The organism is Neptunomonas antarctica, assembly GCF_001305295.1.
In the GTDB taxonomy this organism is placed as follows: Bacteria; Pseudomonadota; Gammaproteobacteria; order Pseudomonadales; family Balneatricaceae; genus Neptunomonas; species Neptunomonas antarctica.
Genome location: NZ_LJSI01000035.1, coordinates 14,257 through 29,991, shown reverse-complemented (window position 1 = coordinate 29,991; position 15,735 = coordinate 14,257). Strand labels below are relative to the sequence as shown.

General features: G+C 48.3%; 12 protein-coding genes. 6 read left to right on the top strand and 6 right to left on the bottom strand.

Annotation, left to right across the window (positions count from 1 at the left end):
- Positions 1-7 precede the first annotated feature (7 nt).
- The 6 genes from eutB to Nant_RS07890 form a co-directional block, all read right to left on the bottom strand.
- The gene (gene eutB / locus Nant_RS07915; protein ID WP_054341105.1) at positions 8-1,000 is read right to left on the bottom strand and encodes a hydroxyectoine utilization dehydratase EutB; all 993 of its coding nucleotides are present in this window, start codon (positions 998-1,000) and stop codon (positions 8-10) included.
- 77 nt (positions 1,001-1,077) lie between these two features.
- Positions 1,078-2,484 (bottom strand): aspartate aminotransferase family protein, encoded by a 1,407-nt coding sequence (locus tag Nant_RS07910; protein WP_054341104.1) that lies wholly within the window; start codon positions 2,482-2,484, stop codon positions 1,078-1,080.
- Positions 2,485-2,542: 58 nt separating this feature from the next.
- Complete coding sequence (locus tag Nant_RS07905; RefSeq protein WP_202904969.1) at positions 2,543-3,997, bottom strand: NAD-dependent succinate-semialdehyde dehydrogenase; 1,455 nt, start codon at positions 3,995-3,997, stop codon at positions 2,543-2,545.
- 224 nt (positions 3,998-4,221) lie between these two features.
- Positions 4,222-4,710 (bottom strand): Lrp/AsnC family transcriptional regulator, encoded by a 489-nt coding sequence (locus tag Nant_RS07900; protein ID WP_054341103.1) that lies wholly within the window; start codon positions 4,708-4,710, stop codon positions 4,222-4,224.
- Between the two features lie 3 nt (positions 4,711-4,713).
- On the bottom strand, positions 4,714-5,715 hold the full coding sequence (gene doeB, locus Nant_RS07895) for a N(2)-acetyl-L-2,4-diaminobutanoate deacetylase DoeB (RefSeq protein ID WP_054341102.1): 1,002 nt from the start codon (positions 5,713-5,715) through the stop codon (positions 4,714-4,716).
- Positions 5,716-5,718: 3 nt separating this feature from the next.
- Positions 5,719-6,909, bottom strand: a complete 1,191-nt coding sequence (locus Nant_RS07890; protein ID WP_054341101.1) for a M24 family metallopeptidase — start codon at positions 6,907-6,909, stop codon at positions 5,719-5,721.
- 247 nt (positions 6,910-7,156) lie between these two features.
- On the opposite strand from Nant_RS07890, the gene ehuR reads away from it, so the two are divergent.
- From ehuR to Nant_RS07860, 6 genes are all read left to right on the top strand, one after another.
- Complete coding sequence (ehuR, locus tag Nant_RS07885) at positions 7,157-8,557, top strand: MocR-like ectoine utilization transcription factor EhuR (protein WP_179078944.1); 1,401 nt, start codon at positions 7,157-7,159, stop codon at positions 8,555-8,557.
- 211 nt (positions 8,558-8,768) lie between these two features.
- Positions 8,769-9,788, top strand: coding sequence for a TRAP transporter substrate-binding protein DctP (gene dctP, locus Nant_RS07880; protein ID WP_143773578.1), 1,020 nt, complete (start codon positions 8,769-8,771; stop codon positions 9,786-9,788).
- A 59-nt stretch (positions 9,789-9,847) separates the two neighbouring features.
- On the top strand, positions 9,848-10,408 hold the full coding sequence (locus Nant_RS07875) for a TRAP transporter small permease (protein WP_054341099.1): 561 nt from the start codon (positions 9,848-9,850) through the stop codon (positions 10,406-10,408).
- Positions 10,409-10,426: 18 nt separating this feature from the next.
- Positions 10,427-11,713: a TRAP transporter large permease gene (locus Nant_RS07870; protein ID WP_054341235.1), complete on the top strand. Its 1,287-nt coding sequence runs from the start codon at positions 10,427-10,429 to the stop codon at positions 11,711-11,713.
- Positions 11,714-11,964: 251 nt separating this feature from the next.
- Positions 11,965-13,344: an FAD-binding oxidoreductase gene (locus Nant_RS07865; protein WP_238377093.1), complete on the top strand. Its 1,380-nt coding sequence runs from the start codon at positions 11,965-11,967 to the stop codon at positions 13,342-13,344.
- A 155-nt stretch (positions 13,345-13,499) separates the two neighbouring features.
- Positions 13,500-15,710, top strand: a complete 2,211-nt coding sequence (locus tag Nant_RS07860) for a putative bifunctional diguanylate cyclase/phosphodiesterase (RefSeq protein ID WP_054341097.1) — start codon at positions 13,500-13,502, stop codon at positions 15,708-15,710.
- Positions 15,711-15,735: the final 25 nt, after the last annotated feature.

Sequence of the window (15,735 nt, the reverse complement as noted above, 5' to 3'; positions counted from 1 at the left end):
CTTTTTTTCAGATCTGGCTTTGGGGTAGGGTGCGGGCGCGATCAAAGGTATCTATAGCAACGTTCTTGCCGCTGATGATAAATACCACTTTTTTTCCGCTGACATCGAGGTTGTGCTGCTCAATCGCGGCAACGCCGATGACGGCAGCACCTTCTACCAACATTTTTTCCTCTTCAAGAAAGTGGACCATAGCCCTGGCAATCGCGGCCTCTGTGACCAGATAGGCCTGATCCATCACGGTTTTAACTGCGGCCATGCTGACGTGGTTGTCGAGCCCTATGCCACCGCCGAGGCTGTCGGCGAAGGATTCATACTCCGTAACCTGCACCGGTTTGCCTGCTTCGAGACTGGCAATCATGGCGGCTCCGCGTTCCATGCTGGCGCCAATGATTTTGACATTGGGGTTGATAGTTTTTGCTGCGATGCCAATACCGCCCAGCAAGCCACCGCCGGATAGCCCGGCAAAGATCATACCTACGTCGGGTAGATCTTCAAAAATTTCGATACCTATGGTGCCTTGGCCAGCCATAATATCCGGGTGATCGAAGGGAGGCAGGTAGATCATGCCTGCTTCGTTCACCAGGCGTCGCACTTCCACTTCAGCTTCATCCTGAGACTCTCCAATAATACGGACTTCAGCGCCCAGCTCACGTATCGCATTAACCTTGTTATCAGGTACCAGCCGTGACATACAGATGATGGTATGCACGTTGAGTTTGTTGCCAGCGAAGGCGATGGCCCGGCCGTGGTTGCCGGTAGAGCAGGTTACGACACCCGCTGCGCGTTGCTCAGCGGTAAGCTTGCTCATAGCATAGGTTGCACCACGTAGTTTAAAGGCGCCGGTTGGCTGAAGCGTTTCCAGTTTTAACCAGGCGTCACAAGCGAAACGTTTTGACAGTGATTCAGAGCGAATTAGCGGGGTACGGGTAACATGGCCCTGGATGGCCTGCCGGGCTCGGTAGATATCGTGCAAAGTTACAGTGGTCTTACTGTGTAGCATTGCTTTAATCCTTTAAATACAAACTCCGCCTAACCGTAGTTAAAGGCTGGCGGAGTTATGTCTATGGTTAGCCGCGTTTATGGGGCGACCCAGTCTCCGCTGCTGATGAGCTTGTCGGTGACACGGTTAACGGCCCGTTCGGTGCGTTCGACAATACTGTCGATGTCGGCTGGTGTCGCGATCAGCGGTGGAGCGAAACCGAGAATGTCACCATGTGGCATGGCACGGGCGATCAGGCCTTCTTCGAGGCAGGCTGCGGCGATCTGCGGCCCGACTTTCAGATTAGGGTTGAAGTGTTCACGCTTAGACTTGTTGCTGGAAAACTCCAGTGCGTGCATCAGGCCAACACCACGGCTGTCACCAATGATGGGGTGATCAGCAAAGGTTTCTCGCATGCGCTGCTGCAGGTATGCACCGGTATCACGGGCATTTCTCACTAATTTTTCGCGCGCGATTATATCCAGGTTACAGAGTGCTGCAGCGGCACCGATAGGGTGGCCTGAGTATGTGTAGCCATGGCCGATAGCGCCCCATTGGTCGGTGCCATCTTCCAAAACGCTCCATACTTTTTCGCCGACTATTACGCCGGAAAGTGGTTGATAAGCGGACGTCAGCCCTTTAGCAATAGTGATCAGATCGGGCTTCATATTATAGTGGAGCGAACCGAAGTCGGAACCCAGGCGACCGAAACCGGTGACGACTTCATCGGCAATCAGCAGTACATCATATTTATCCAGCACCTTGCGGATCTCTGCCCAGTAGCCTTCGGGTGGCGGTACGATGCCGCCCGTGCCCAAAACAGGCTCTCCGATCATGGCCGCGACGGTATCGGGCCCTTCTTCAAGGATCATCTCTTCCAGTTTGCCCGCGCAGAATTTTGAAAATTCCAGCTCGCTCATGTTGTCATCTTCACGGCGATAGTAATACGGCGCAATCGTATGCTTGATGCGTTCCAGAGGCAGGTCGAAATGGCTGTGAAACAGCGGCAGGCCGGTCATAGAACCGGACGCGATACTGGAGCCGTGATAGCCGCGGTCACGCGAGATGATTTTTTTCTTCGCGGGCAGGCCGCGGGCATTGTTGTAGTACCACACCAGTTTTAACTGGGTTTCGTTAGCATCGCTACCGGACATGCCGTAATACACTTTACTCATGCCTGCCGGGGCCATAGTGATAATACGCTCAGACAATTCAACCAGTGCTTCGTTAGTGTGGCCTGCATAGGTGTGGTAGTAGGCCAGTTTTTTCGCCTGTTCGTAGATAGCTTCCGCCATTTCGGTACGGCCGTAACCGATGTTAACGCAGTACAGACCGGCGAACGCATCTAATAGCTCCACGCCTTCAGAGTCGGTAATACGCATGCCTTTACCACCGGTAATGATACGACCTGGGATTTCACCCGACGCATACTGTTTCAGATGGGTGGATGCATGAAATACGTTTTTGCGGTCGATCTCAAGTAGCTTTTTAGTATCGATAGTCATGTGATATGTCTCCTGGGTAAAGGTAGCGCTTGTAGAGTCAGGGTTATTAAATGATCACTTAGGGCATTAGTGCACCCAGGCAATAGTATTTGATCTCGCTGTATTCATCGAATCCGTGGAGGCTGCCTTCACGGCCCAGTCCAGATTGTTTCATGCCCCCGAACGGGATCGGGTGGCCCGTCATCTTGATTGAATTGACGCTTACCATGCCAAATTCAAGCGCGTTTATGAGTTTCCAAATGTTGCGGATATCGTGCCCGTAGACATAGGCGGCCAGGCCGTATTCGGTATCGTTCGCCATGCTAATGACCTGATCTATGCTGTCATAAGGCAGGACGCCTGCGACCGGACAGAAATTCTCTTCGCGGTAGACCTTCATGTCCGGAGTGACATCGGCCAGTAAAGTCGGCATAAAGAAATTTGAGCCTGGTGCCAACGCTTGGTCTCCGACGAGTAGTCGGGCGCCTTTGGCGACTGCATCCTCGACGATATCGCGGGCTTTTTCTACCGCCTTGGCGAAGATCAGGGGGCCGAGGTCTACGCCTTCTTCGAGGCCGTTACCTACCTTGAGCTTGCTCATGCAATGTTGGAAGGCTTGCAGGAAAGCATCATATTTGTCACGTGGCACAAAGATACGGTTGGCTGCCAGGCAGTCTTGTCCTGAGGTTTGAAATTTGGCGTCACAGGCGGCTTCGGCAGCGGCTTTGATATCCATATCAGGAAGGACAATAAAGGGAGCATTGCCGCCGAGTTCCATTGAACATTTTTTTACGGTCGCCGCTGATTTTTCTAATAATATGCGGCCCACCCGGGTCGAACCCGTAAAGGAGAGTGCCCTGACCTTATCAGACGCGCAGAGTACCTCGCTCGCCATCGGCGCATCGGCGGTGATTACATTGAATACGCCGGCCGGAAATCCTGCGCGCTCCGCCAGCTCCGCCAGCGCCAGTGCCGAGAACGGTGTTTCGCCAGCAGGCTTGACGATCACGGTACAGCCGATACCCAGAGCGGCGGCGGCTTTACGGGTGATCATTGCACTGGGGAAATTCCACGGCGTGATCAGTGCGGCCACACCTATCGGTTCGCGCAGGGTCGCCAATTGCGCATTCGGAATATGGCTTGGAATGGTTTCACCGTAGTCGCGGCGGGCCTCTTCGGCAAACCAGCGCACAAAAGAGGCACCATATTCGATCTCGCCACGTGCGTCATTCAGGGTTTTACCCTGTTCGAGTACCATCAGACGGGCCAGATCTTCCTTGTTTTCCAGGATCAAATCGTTCCAACGCAACAGGATGGCAGCGCGTTCGTCGGGCAGCAGTGCGCGCCAGGCGGGGAAGGCGCTTTGTGCTGCATCAATGGCGGCGCTAACTTGCTGTGAATCCAGCTGGGTACAGTAGCCGATGACCTCATTGGAAGCAGGATTGGTCACTGCTTCGTCACTGCTGCCGTGAATCCACTTGCCATTAACATAGGCTAATTCGCGTACCAGTCGCGGATCGTTGAGGTGAAGCATAATCGCTTCGGTTACTTTGCCGTCACTAACCTGCTGAGTTATAGAGTTCATCAGTTCCCCGCCCATGATTAAATTCGCTATTGATGTCGTCATCTTTCAACTTTACCTAATAACGGGTCAGGATATTTTTGGTTTGATCGTGTGTTTTTTCGATATTTTTCTTTTTATCAGGCAAAAATGTGTGGTTTTTGCTTGATGCAATGCAGCTATCGCCGTGGTGAAGATCAAGCTGTGTCTTCCACCGCGTTAGAAGTTATAGCCAGTGCTTGTTGCTGTTGCTTGATAGTTTTGGTGACTATATAGGTGTAATATTTTTCGATGCCCAGATCAGAAGCGAGCCAGCGGTCAATCAGGCGTTGATATTGGTCGATGTCCTCACACATTACCTTGAGTATGTAATCAACACCCCCTCCTGTTGCGTAGCATTCGACCACTTCTTTACACTCCTGAGCCGCTATTTCAAAACGCTTAAACGCTTCTGCGCTGTGTTGTTTAAGACTGACTTCGAGCAATACCGGAGAGCGCTTAAAAAGCCGGTCTGAGTTGATACGTGCGCCGTAGCCTTCAATGATGCCGGCTTCTTCCAGCCGTTTAACCCTTTCCCAGCAGGGGCTGACCGATAGGTTGATGGTGTCGGCCAGAGCCGACTTGGTGATACGGCCCTGCTCATGCAGAATCTGTAGAATTTGTATGTCATACCGATCTAAACGCATCTGTTACTCCTGAACCTCTATCGCCAGTACGGCGAAGGTATCGCCAATACTGATCAAGGCCGGATGGCGACGGGCTGCCAGTATGCCATCACGTTGTGAAAAATATTCCTCTGGTAACTGCCCGGTACGTTCAAGGCTGTACACGCGTGCGATAAGATCGCCTTTGTGAATAGTGTCGCCGAGCGATTTGCACATTTCAAGCAGCCCCTTGTGCTCGCTTTGCAGATAGCAGCTGCTATCTGGCATATCAAGCATTCGGCTGGGTTTATCTGGCAGGTCGTATTTTCCCTCGGTGATACCGGCAAATATCAAGAAATTATGGATGCCGCGTTCCGCCATAGCGATGGTTTGCGGCGTGCTGGTTCCGCCGCCACAGAGTTCTGTGGTGACAAATACTTTACCCTGCGCTTCCACGGCTGTGTCGTATAGGGCAGCGGCATCCATTTCAAACATAATGAGAGTGTCCGGTGCGCCAAATAGCCTGGCGCCTTCGATGCAAGCGGCTTCCTGAACAGGGTCATCCAACCGATGAGCCGCCGCAAAAGGGATAATATCCAGGGTCTTGCCGCCGGAGTGGATATCCAGCGCGAAATCACACATCGGTATCAGATAACGTTGGAAGTAATCGGCGATGCGCTCGGTAATACTGCCGGCAGGATTGCCGGGAAAGGAGCGGTTCATATTTCCCTGATCAATCGGCGAGGTACGGCTGCCGTTCAGTACGGCCGGATAGTTCATCGCCGGCACGATAATGACGCGACCTTTGACCTGCTCAGGCTGCAGCGTATTGGCCAGCTTCAGTAATCCGGTAATGCCCTCGTATTCATCGCCATGGTTACCGCCGGTTAATAGTGCTGTTGGCCCGTTGCCATTTTTGATCACCGTGACCGGGATCATGATGCAGCCCCATGCTGAATCATCGTGGGAGTAAGGCAGCTTTAGAAAACCGTGCTGTTTGCCGTCCAGGTCGAAGTCAACGGAGGGTGTCATCGTCGTGCTTAGCATTAGTTATGCGCCTTTTACAAATAGTTCGCGAGGGTAGTGGCAGAGTGTGACGACGCCGCTATTTGTGATCAGGATACTTTCAGTAGTTTCCATACCCCAGTCATCCAACCATAATCCTGGCATAAAGTGGAATGTCATACCGGGTTGCAGAATAGTGTCATCGGTGCCGCGCAGGCTCATGGTGCGCTCGCCCCAGTCGGGAGGGTAGCTCAAGCCAATAGGGTAGCCGCAGCGAGCGCCATGGCGATCGAAGCCGAACTTGGCCAGCGTGCTGGTGAGGGCATCGGCAATATCGGCGCAGCGATTACCGGGTTTGGCAACCGCCAGGCCCGCTTCGAGTGCTTCGTTCAGGGCTTCCTCCCCGCGCCGGAACTCTGCACTGGGTTTGCCCAGATAGATGGTACGTGATAGCGGGCAGTGATAGCGCTTGTGACAACCGGCTATCTCGAAGAAGGTGCCTTCGTTTTTCTTGAAGGGTCTTTCATCCCAGGTCAGGTGCGGGGCAGAGGCATCTTTTCCAGAGGGAAGCATAGGGGCAATGGACGGGTAATCGCCCGCATGGCCGTCATAGCCTTCCATCGCTACGCGATAAATTTCGCCGACCAGTCTGTTTTTGGGCAGGCCGGGTTCGATCATATCGAAGGCCGCACGGTGCATGTTCTCAACAATGTGAGCCGCCACACGCATATAACTGATTTCCTGCTCTGACTTGATAGAGCGGCACCAGTTCACCAGACCGGTGGCGTCTTTTAGCGGATTACTGAACAGATTTTCCTGCAGCACCATGAAGGCGGTGTGGCTGAAGTAATAGTTGTCCATTTCAACGCCTATGCTGCCCTTATCCCAACCGCGTTCCTTGATTACCTGGTTCGCCACGTATTCCATGGCGTGAGCGGGCGGGTTCATTACGTAGTATTCCGGATAGCCGATAATATCTTCCGGGGCCAGATAAACGGTGCGCTTGGCGCCATTGGCATCCATCAGACGACCACACCACACAGGGTCACCTGTAGGGCCCACCACCACCACCTGAGGCGTATAAAACGACCAGCCATCATAGCCGGTGAGCCAGAACATATTGGAAGGGTCGTGCACGATTAACGTATCGATCTCGTGCCGATTCATGGCATCTCGAACCTTTTCGAGCCTAATCGCGTACTCATCGCGGGAAAAATTCACTGTTACGTCATTCATTTTAGTTACACCCCTTGATGATGTGGATTACACGGCTGCGCTGTCATTAGGATCGTATGCCGTTTGAGTCGAGTTTTAACGCTGATCGGCTACCGGATTATTTACGTTCTGCTTGCCTGTTCAGTCTTGTTGTCAGAGTGCTGACTTTAAGAAACACTGGATATAATGAACATATTGTCCTAGTATATTTTCCAGTATTTGCAGTACACCTCAATACAATTACCAAGGTCAATATTTTTTTTGAACTATGACAATTAATCTAAAGCACCTGATTAAAAGTGGCATTCCCAAGTATCTGGCGATTTCAGATGCGATAGAAACTGCAATTTACTGCGGTGATCTACTGGCGGGTGCCCGACTCCCAACGCATCGCGAGCTGGCCGATCAGCTCAATGTCAGTGTGCAGACGGTGAGTAATGCCTACGCTCATGCTGAGAAGAAAGGTCTTGTGAATGCCTGGGTGGGTAGCGGAACCTTCGTCAGCAACTATCAAATTGAAAAAGAAGCTGAGTTTATGCTGATAGAGGATAGGGATACGGAGGCACGGCCTATCGATCTGTCTATCGCCCATCCGGTTTGCACTACTCAGCATAAGCAGTTGTTCAATAATGCACTGATGAAAATTGCTCAGAGTGATACTAATGTTTTAATTCGGGAAGCAAGGTCTATACAGGGCCAGAAACATCATATTGAAGCGGCGGCAGAATGGCTGGGAATACAAAAAATCCCGGTAGAAAGGGATCGGATCGTACTGTGCAACGGTGCCTCCCAGGGCTTAATGCTGGCACTGGCAACGGTGACAAGGCAGGGTGATCTGGTTGCCTGCGAAGACCTTGTTGATCATGGACTCATTGCCCGCTCCAGAATTCTCAATTTTAAACTCTGTGGTTTGCCTACGGATAGAGAAGGGATCATTCCAGAGGCCTTTGAAATGGCCTGCCAGCAAAATACCATAAAGGCCCTCTGCTGTACGCCCAGCATGAGTAACCCAACCAGCTCTCATATGAGTCTTGAACGCCGCCAGTCCATTGCTGATGTCGCGCGCCGGTATAACGTCTTGATAATTGAGGATGATGTGTATGGCGCACTGGAACCAGATCGAGTGCCACCTTTATCCAGCTTTCTTCCGGATCAGGCGTTTTATGTTACCTCTCTTACCAAAACCGTGGCGCCGGGCTTGCGTGTCGGTTTTATGGTGGTGCCCAAACATTTATTGCAACACACCATCAGTCGGATGGCGGCTTACAGTTGGATGGCAACGCCCATACTGTTTGAGGTCGCTGCTCTCTGGATTAAAGATGGCACGTTAAAAAGACTGATTGAATTTGAACAGAAGGAGTTTGCCATCAGGCAGCGGTTGGCGAAAGAGCTGTTAGCCGGGTTTGAGTATGATTGCCATCCTAATGGCATGCATCTGTGGTTGTCTCTGCCGGAAGGCTGGGGGGCCGATGAATTAGTAGCAACCGCGCAAAAAGCGAATGTGTTAATTACCGGTTACCAACCCTTTATTGTGGATCAGGGGCTGAGGTTGAATCGGGTCAGGATTAGTCTTGGCGTGGAAAGTAGTCGCTATCGCTTCAAGTATGGTCTGAAGCTGCTGGCCGATATGCTTAACTCGGTTCCACCCCCTACGCATTTTCTGTTGTGAAGTGAAATACAGCATCATTTATCACCTGAGGGATTAGACACAAAAAAACTCTGAATTTTAGAGTATGTGTATAGAAAATTTATTCGATTTATGGCTGACAAATTTGGGTCTTGTTCGCAGTTTTTAAAGAGAACCCGGAAAATTATAGCTATAAGCAATTAATAACGCTGAATAAATTTAGAAATGATAAATAATGAGTGAGGTTACACAAATGATTAGAAAAATATTGAATGCAACTAAGACTATTTCTCTGGTGGCCGTGACGCTGAGTTCGGTGCAGGCGGGAGCAGCTAACTGGAAGTATGCGATTGAAGAGAACCTGAATGAAGTGCAGGGGGTCTATGCGACGCAGTTTAAAGAATATATCGAAGCCAACTCAGCACATAGTGTGCAAATTTATCCTTTCGGTACCTTAGGTGAATCGGATGACATCATGGAACAGGCTCAGGCGGGTATCCTCCAGTTTGTCGATCAGTCGCCTGGTTTTACGGGTAGTTTGATTCCGGAAGCACAAGTTTTCCTGATGCCTTACGTGCTGCCAGAAAGTGTCAGTGAAGTGAATTATTTTTTTAAAAACGCGAAAGTGATCAGTGAAAACTTCAAGGTACTTTATGCAGAGCAGGATTTGGAACTGCTGCAAATGTTCCCTGAGGGAAGCGTGGCTATCACTACACAGGAAAGCTTTCACAGCCCTGCCGACCTGGATGGGATGAAGATTCGGGTGATGACGTCACCACTCTTAGTAGAAACCTATAAAGCGTTCGGTGCCGTGCCGACACCTCTGCCTTGGGGGGAAGTGTTTGGTGCGTTGCAAACCAATCTGATTCAGGGTCAGGAGAACCCGTGGTTCTATATTGAAAGTGGTAAATTGTACGAGGTGAGTGAAGTGATCACCGAAGCGGGACACAATATTTTCACGACGGCTGTGATGGCAAACAAAAACTTCTATGAAGGTTTGTCTGAGACGGATCAGCAATTAGTTCAGCAGGGATCTGAAGTAGCGCTGGATTACATCCTCAAATATCAGGAAGGGTTAGCTGAAGAATCTAAAGCGAAGATCAAGGCTGCCAAGCCGAGTATCGAGTTTGTAACCCTGACTGAAGCTGAGCGAGCACCCTTCCGCTTAGCTGCTAAAGATGTCAGAGCAAAGTTTATAGAGATGACTGGCGAATCCGGTCAAACCATTCTTGATCAATTGGAAGCAGACCTGGAATCCGCCCGAACTAACTAAGGCTAAGCCCGTGATACAGCAGTACGCCTGTATTACGGGCTCTTAAGGAGCTTCAGATTATGCGCTCAACGTCCCGCCTGATGAGATCAGGTTATGAAAAATCTATCGTGTTAGTTAATAAGCTTGAAGGCGCTATTCTTATCATCAGTGTGCTGATTATGGGGTGTAATAATGTTTCGAATGTTATTGGCCGTGTGGTGTTTAACCAAAGCCTTTATTTTACGGATGAGCTGAATAGTATTCTGATTATTTTTATTACCTTTGCGGGAACAAGCTATGCGGCAAGGCTGGGAAGCCATATTCGTATGACCGCTATTTTTGACGTTTTACCTTCGCTGTATCAGAAGGTCTTGATAACCCTGATTGCTTTCATTACTTCAATTTGTATTTTCGCAATATGCTATTTCTCAGTGGAGTACATCAGCTGGATTGCACCGAAAGGCAAGGTCTTACCGGCTATGCAGATCCCCGTGTATTTAACTTATATCTGGGTGCCCGTCAGTTTATTTTTAACCGGGCTGGAATATTTTGCGACAGGTATGAAAAATCTTTTTAGCAAAGATATGCACCTGTCCAGCCAGATCACAGGTGATGGCTATGATAATATTAATGAACTTTAGAGGAGTAGTGTTGTGGATATGACCTCTATTATGATGACCACCATGATAGCGCTGCTGCTGCTTGGGTTTCCTATGATGATCCCTTTGTTAGCCGCCACGCTGATTGGTTTTTATTACCAATTTATGGGTTTTGATAACTCGCAGTTTATGATCCAGCAGATGCTGGCAGGTATTACACCAGCCTCACTGATAGCCATCCCGATGTTTATTCTGGCCGCTGATATCATGACTAAGGGGCGTTCAGCTAACAAGCTGATTGATATGGTTATGGTGTATATCGGCCACTATAAAGGGGGGTTGGCGGTGAGTACGGCGACCGCTTGTGCACTCTTTGGCGCGGTGTCGGGTTCAACTCAGGCGACTGTCGTTGCCGTTGGTTCAACCTTACGTCCCAAACTACTCGAGAATGGCTATAACGACTCTTTCAATCTGTCGCTGATTATCTCTTCAAGTGGCATAGCACTGCTGATACCGCCAAGCATTGGTATGATTATATACGGCGGCATCTCGCAGACGTCTATTTCAGAATTATTTATTGCGGGGATCGGTCCAGGGATCCTGATGCTGATCTTATTCTCTTTGTATTCAGTTTTTTTTGCCATTAAAAATGAAGTTCCTACGCTCAAAAAAGCCCCTTTTCGTGAGCGTTTCGATGTCACTAAGGAGGCGCTTTGGCCTCTGGGTTTTCCGTGTATTATCGTGTTTGGTATCTATGGCGGCATATTCAGCCCCACAGAAGCGGCATCGACCTGTGTGTTATATGCGCTGATTTTGGAAATAATCGTTTTTAAGTCGTTGGACATGAAAGCCGTCATAGGTATCGCCAAATCGACGGGGCTGATCACCGCCATTGTCTTTATTCTGGTGGCGGCGGGAGCGGCGTTCTCATGGGTGATCTCTTTTGCCATGATTCCCCAAGCGATCATGGAAAATTTTGGGCTGAATGAGGCCAATGAACTGCAATTGTTAATCGCTATTTCCATAGCGTTTTTTGTTGGCTGTATGTTCGTTGACTCCATCGTCGTTATTTTGATACTGGTACCGATATTTATGCCAGAGATAGATCGTCTCGGGCTGGATAAGGTATTAGTCGGCGTCATCATTACGTTGCAGGTTGCCGTTGGGGCCGTTACACCGCCTTTCGGTTGTAATATCTTTACCGCGGTGGCGATCTTTAAACGGCCTTACATTGAGGTCGTCAGAGGGTTGCTACCCTTTGTTCTGATGCTGGCGCTGGTGGCCGTGTTACTGATTCAGTTTCCGCAAATAGCCTTGTTTCTCAGAGACCTGGCCTTTGCCAAATAATGGAATACTGCCTTTACCCTTTCCTTGCTCAGTAATGACTGTTTAAACATTCATATTACCGGTATTTAGCTTAGGGGCTAATGCCGGTAATAGGTGTTACTGTTAAATATAAACAGCCTTTTAATCTGATGAATATCAGAGTCGTTTTAAAAAATCGATGAAGTATGCTTGATAAAAACATCGGCTATGGTGGTCGTCAGTTTAAGGCATCAGTCGCATGAAGCAGTATTTAATAGATGAAAAGAGCATTGATGATGGCAAATTTTACCGTAGCGTTAAAGGAATTAAAGGATTTGTTGGGCGATCGGCTGGAAACCTCTCCTAGTGTCAGGCAGCACCATGCGCATGATGAATCGTTTCATCAGCCTGCCATGCCAGAGGCAGTTGCGTTTCCTAAGAGCACCTCGGAAGTATCAGAAATCGCTCATATCTGTATGCGGCATCATATGCCAATGCTGCCTTTTGGCACAGGAACCGCCATGGAAGGTGGGGTCAATGCGATACACGGTGGTTTGAGTATTGATATGTCACTGATGAATAAAATATTGAGTGTTTCCGCTGAGGATATGGACTGTGTCGTGCAAGCCGGCGTAACCCGTAAACAGCTGAATGAATATATTCGGGACAGAGGCGTATTTTTCCCTATTGATCCCGGTGCTGATGCATCGATTGGAGGCATGGCTGCAACGCGTGCTTCAGGTACCAATGCGGTCAGGTATGGAACGATGCGCGAAGCGGTACTATCGTTAACGGTAGTGCTGGCTGATGGGAAAATTGTCAAGACGAGTAGTCGGGCACGAAAATCGGCGGCAGGTTATGATTTGACACGGCTCTTTGTAGGTTCGGAGGGGACGTTGTGCATTATTTGTGAGATTACATTGCGTTTGCATGCTGTTCCTGAAGCTATCTCCGCGGCTGTGTGTTCATTTTCATCATTAAAAGACGCTATAGATACTGTTATCGAGACCATCCAGATGGGAGTGCCCGTTGCCCGGATAGAGCTGTTAGATGCAGTTGCTATAGAGGCGGTTAACCAATTCAGCCACACTGATTATCCGTTATTGCCTCATCTTTTTTTAGAGTTTCATGGGACACAACAGTGGGTAGCTGAGCAGGCTGAAATAGTGAAAGAGTTATCGAGCGAACATCAGGGAGGTGATTTCCAATGGGCTTTTAATACGGAAGAACGGAATGCGCTCTGGCAAGCCCGCCACGATTTGGCATATGCCGCGCGCGCAAGGCGCCCGAATGCCCGTATTTATTCAACAGATGTGTGTGTGCCTCTCTCTCGCTTAGCGGACTGCATTCTTGAAACGGTTGTGGATATTACCGGAACAGGGTTTTCAATGCCCATTGTCGGGCATGTAGGGGATGGTAATTTTCATGTGGTAGCGGCAGTTGATCCAAGCAATGCCGAAGAGCTAAAAGTAATTGATGCGTTTCATGATCGGTTAATTCGTCGCGCGTTAAGTGTGGGGGGCACTTGTACGGGTGAGCATGGAATCGGTCAGGGGAAAAAATCGTATTTGCAGGAGGAGTTGCCTGCAGGTGTTGATATCATGAAAATAATAAAAGGCTCGCTGGATCCGGATAACCTCATGAATCCCGGAAAGGTTATTGATATTGAATAATATATTTTAGTTATTTTATGGCGGTAACTTAAAAAAAGTGTCTATACTGAATTATATTATTGAGCATTAATAGCTACCAATGGATTGGGCTAATTCAGTGAGTGGTTATTTTATAGTATGCACTTTTTTAATTATTATTTAAAAGTTCAGGGAAAATGAAACTTCCTTCTTTGTTAGCGAAGCTCTTGATACATAAGCCTATCTGGTCGGCTATTCTTGCTGGTCTTTTCACACTTTCTATTTCTTCATTGTTAATTCATAGCGAAGTCAAGCGTCTGCAAGGCGAAGCGTTGTTCCGTGCTGTTAGCCAGATAGGTACTTTACGCGCAAGATTGGAAGGCGAAATCAATGCCGATCTTGCCGTGTTGAAAGCGCTTCGGGCAGAGGTAGCTATTAACCCGTCTATGGACCAAAACAGATTCGGGCGGTTATTAAAAGAGTTACTCTCAGATGGATTACACATTAGCCATGTGGCCTTCGCTCCCGATCTTATTGTCAATTATATCTATCCTTTAGAGGGGAATGAAAAAGCAATAGGGTTAAATTACACGGAAAATCAACAGCAGGTTGATTCCGTGTTAGAGGCTATTCAATTCAATACCATTGTTTTATCTGGACCATTGGAACTTGTCCAGGGTGGAATAGCGCTTATCGCCAGGCTTCCCGTTTATATTGAGCATAATAACGGCAAGCAATTGTGGGGTATTATTTCTGCAGTTTTGGATTATGACGCGCTGTTGGCGGAGGCTGGAATAACAGAAAATTATTCTGGATTGTTGTTAGGTATGCGCGGACGGGATGGAACCGGGGCAAAGGGCGAACTGTTTTTTGGATCAGAGAAGGCTTTTGATGCAGGCGCTGTCATGCGTAATATTAATTTGCCGCATGGTGAATGGCAGCTGGCAGTGAGGCCTGTAGATGGTTGGTCAGTTCAGCCATTCAGAGTCTACATGTTGTGGGGCGTGGCATGTATTCTGATGCTGATAATGTCAGTGGCAGGTTTTTTGTTTGCACTCGTGTACCAACAAAAAACGTTGGCTGTTAATACGGCGAATTATCGGGCAAATTATGACGCATTAACCGGCTTGCCTAACCGCTATTATTTTGGTCAGCGATTAGCCAGTCTTATTAGAGTGATGGTGCGGGAGGAACAGAGTTTTGCTATTTTCTTTATTGATATCGATCATTTCAAACAGGTAAACGACAGTCTTGGACATAGTGTCGGCGATAATTTACTGACTGATTTTGCACAACGTTTACAGCAATCTGCACGCGATACCGATATAGTCGCTCGTTTGGCTGGCGATGAATTCGTTATTGTTTTTCGCAATGTGAGTGACGTTATTCAGGCCGATTTATTAGCTGAAAAACTTCAGACCAAGATTGAACAGCCTTTTATATTAGACAGTCACCCTTATTTGATAACTGCCAGTATAGGCATTGCTATGTATCCTTTTGATGGACAGGATATCGAAAGTTTGCTTCTGCATTCGGATCAGGCGATGTACGCTGCAAAACATGCTGGGCGTAACACGCATTTTTTCTTTAATGAAAGTATGCAGGTAGAAGCTCAGCACCATTTATTAGTGAACGCTGATCTCCTGCGTGGATTAGCGGCCGATGAGTTTGAGCTTTATTATCAACCGATACTTAATATTAAAACGCGCCAGGTTGATAAGTGTGAGGCGTTAATCCGCTGGAATCATCCTGAAAAAGGCTTGGTAATGCCAGATTTTTTTATTCCCGTAGCTGAGCGCACTGGCTCCATTGTGGGTCTTGGAAATTGGGTGCTGCAGCAGGCATGCAAGGATATGCGTGTTTTTTTGGAGGCAGGTTTAGATATAAAAATATCAGTTAATCGTTCAGCTAGTGAGTTTTATTCTATAAAAGCCTATGAAACATGGAAAAATATTTTCAAAGACAACGAGGTGGATAGCCATCGGTTTATCTTTGAAATTACAGAGTCCTTATTTATGGGGCGGCATGCAGCGCATATTGATGTGATATCTGCTTTGCATGAAATTGGTGTACAGTTCGCTATTGATGATTTTGGAACGGGTTATTCTGCGATCAATTATCTGCGTAATTATCCTGTAGATTATTTAAAGATAGATAAAAGTTTTGTTCAGGATCTGCTCACTAGTAAACAGGACCGAATGTTGGTTGAGGTTATTATAAAAATGGGACAGGTATTGGATATTGTGGTAATTGCTGAAGGTGTGGAAGAGTTGGGGCAGCTTGATTTGTTGCAGCAATTTGATTGTGATTATATTCAGGGGTATTGGTTGTCCAGACCTCAGCCTATTATGCAGATCATTGATAGGTGCCTGGAGCCTATCAACCAACAGGACGATTACGTTATTTAATACCGCTTTCGTCCTGCCTTTTTTT

What these genes read in the sequence shown, in the direction of transcription:
- doeB (WP_054341102.1), bottom strand. Translation starts at nt 5,715, where the DNA reads ATGCTAAGCACGACGATGACACCCTCCGTTGACTTCGACCTGGACGGC.
- dctP (WP_143773578.1), top strand. Translation starts at nt 8,769, where the DNA reads ATGATTAGAAAAATATTGAATGCAACTAAGACTATTTCTCTGGTGGCC.
- ehuR (WP_179078944.1), top strand. Translation starts at nt 7,157, where the DNA reads ATGACAATTAATCTAAAGCACCTGATTAAAAGTGGCATTCCCAAGTAT.
- Nant_RS07865 (WP_238377093.1), top strand. Translation starts at nt 11,965, where the DNA reads ATGATGGCAAATTTTACCGTAGCGTTAAAGGAATTAAAGGATTTGTTG.
- Nant_RS07900 (WP_054341103.1), bottom strand. Translation starts at nt 4,710, where the DNA reads ATGCGTTTAGATCGGTATGACATACAAATTCTACAGATTCTGCATGAG.
- eutB (WP_054341105.1), bottom strand. Translation starts at nt 1,000, where the DNA reads ATGCTACACAGTAAGACCACTGTAACTTTGCACGATATCTACCGAGCC.
- Nant_RS07860 (WP_054341097.1), top strand. Translation starts at nt 13,500, where the DNA reads ATGAAACTTCCTTCTTTGTTAGCGAAGCTCTTGATACATAAGCCTATC.
- Nant_RS07875 (WP_054341099.1), top strand. Translation starts at nt 9,848, where the DNA reads ATGCGCTCAACGTCCCGCCTGATGAGATCAGGTTATGAAAAATCTATC.
- Nant_RS07890 (WP_054341101.1), bottom strand. Translation starts at nt 6,909, where the DNA reads ATGAATGACGTAACAGTGAATTTTTCCCGCGATGAGTACGCGATTAGG.
- Nant_RS07910 (WP_054341104.1), bottom strand. Translation starts at nt 2,484, where the DNA reads ATGACTATCGATACTAAAAAGCTACTTGAGATCGACCGCAAAAACGTA.
- Nant_RS07905 (WP_202904969.1), bottom strand. Translation starts at nt 3,997, where the DNA reads ATGCTTCACCTCAACGATCCGCGACTGGTACGCGAATTAGCCTATGTT.
- Nant_RS07870 (WP_054341235.1), top strand. Translation starts at nt 10,427, where the DNA reads ATGACCTCTATTATGATGACCACCATGATAGCGCTGCTGCTGCTTGGG.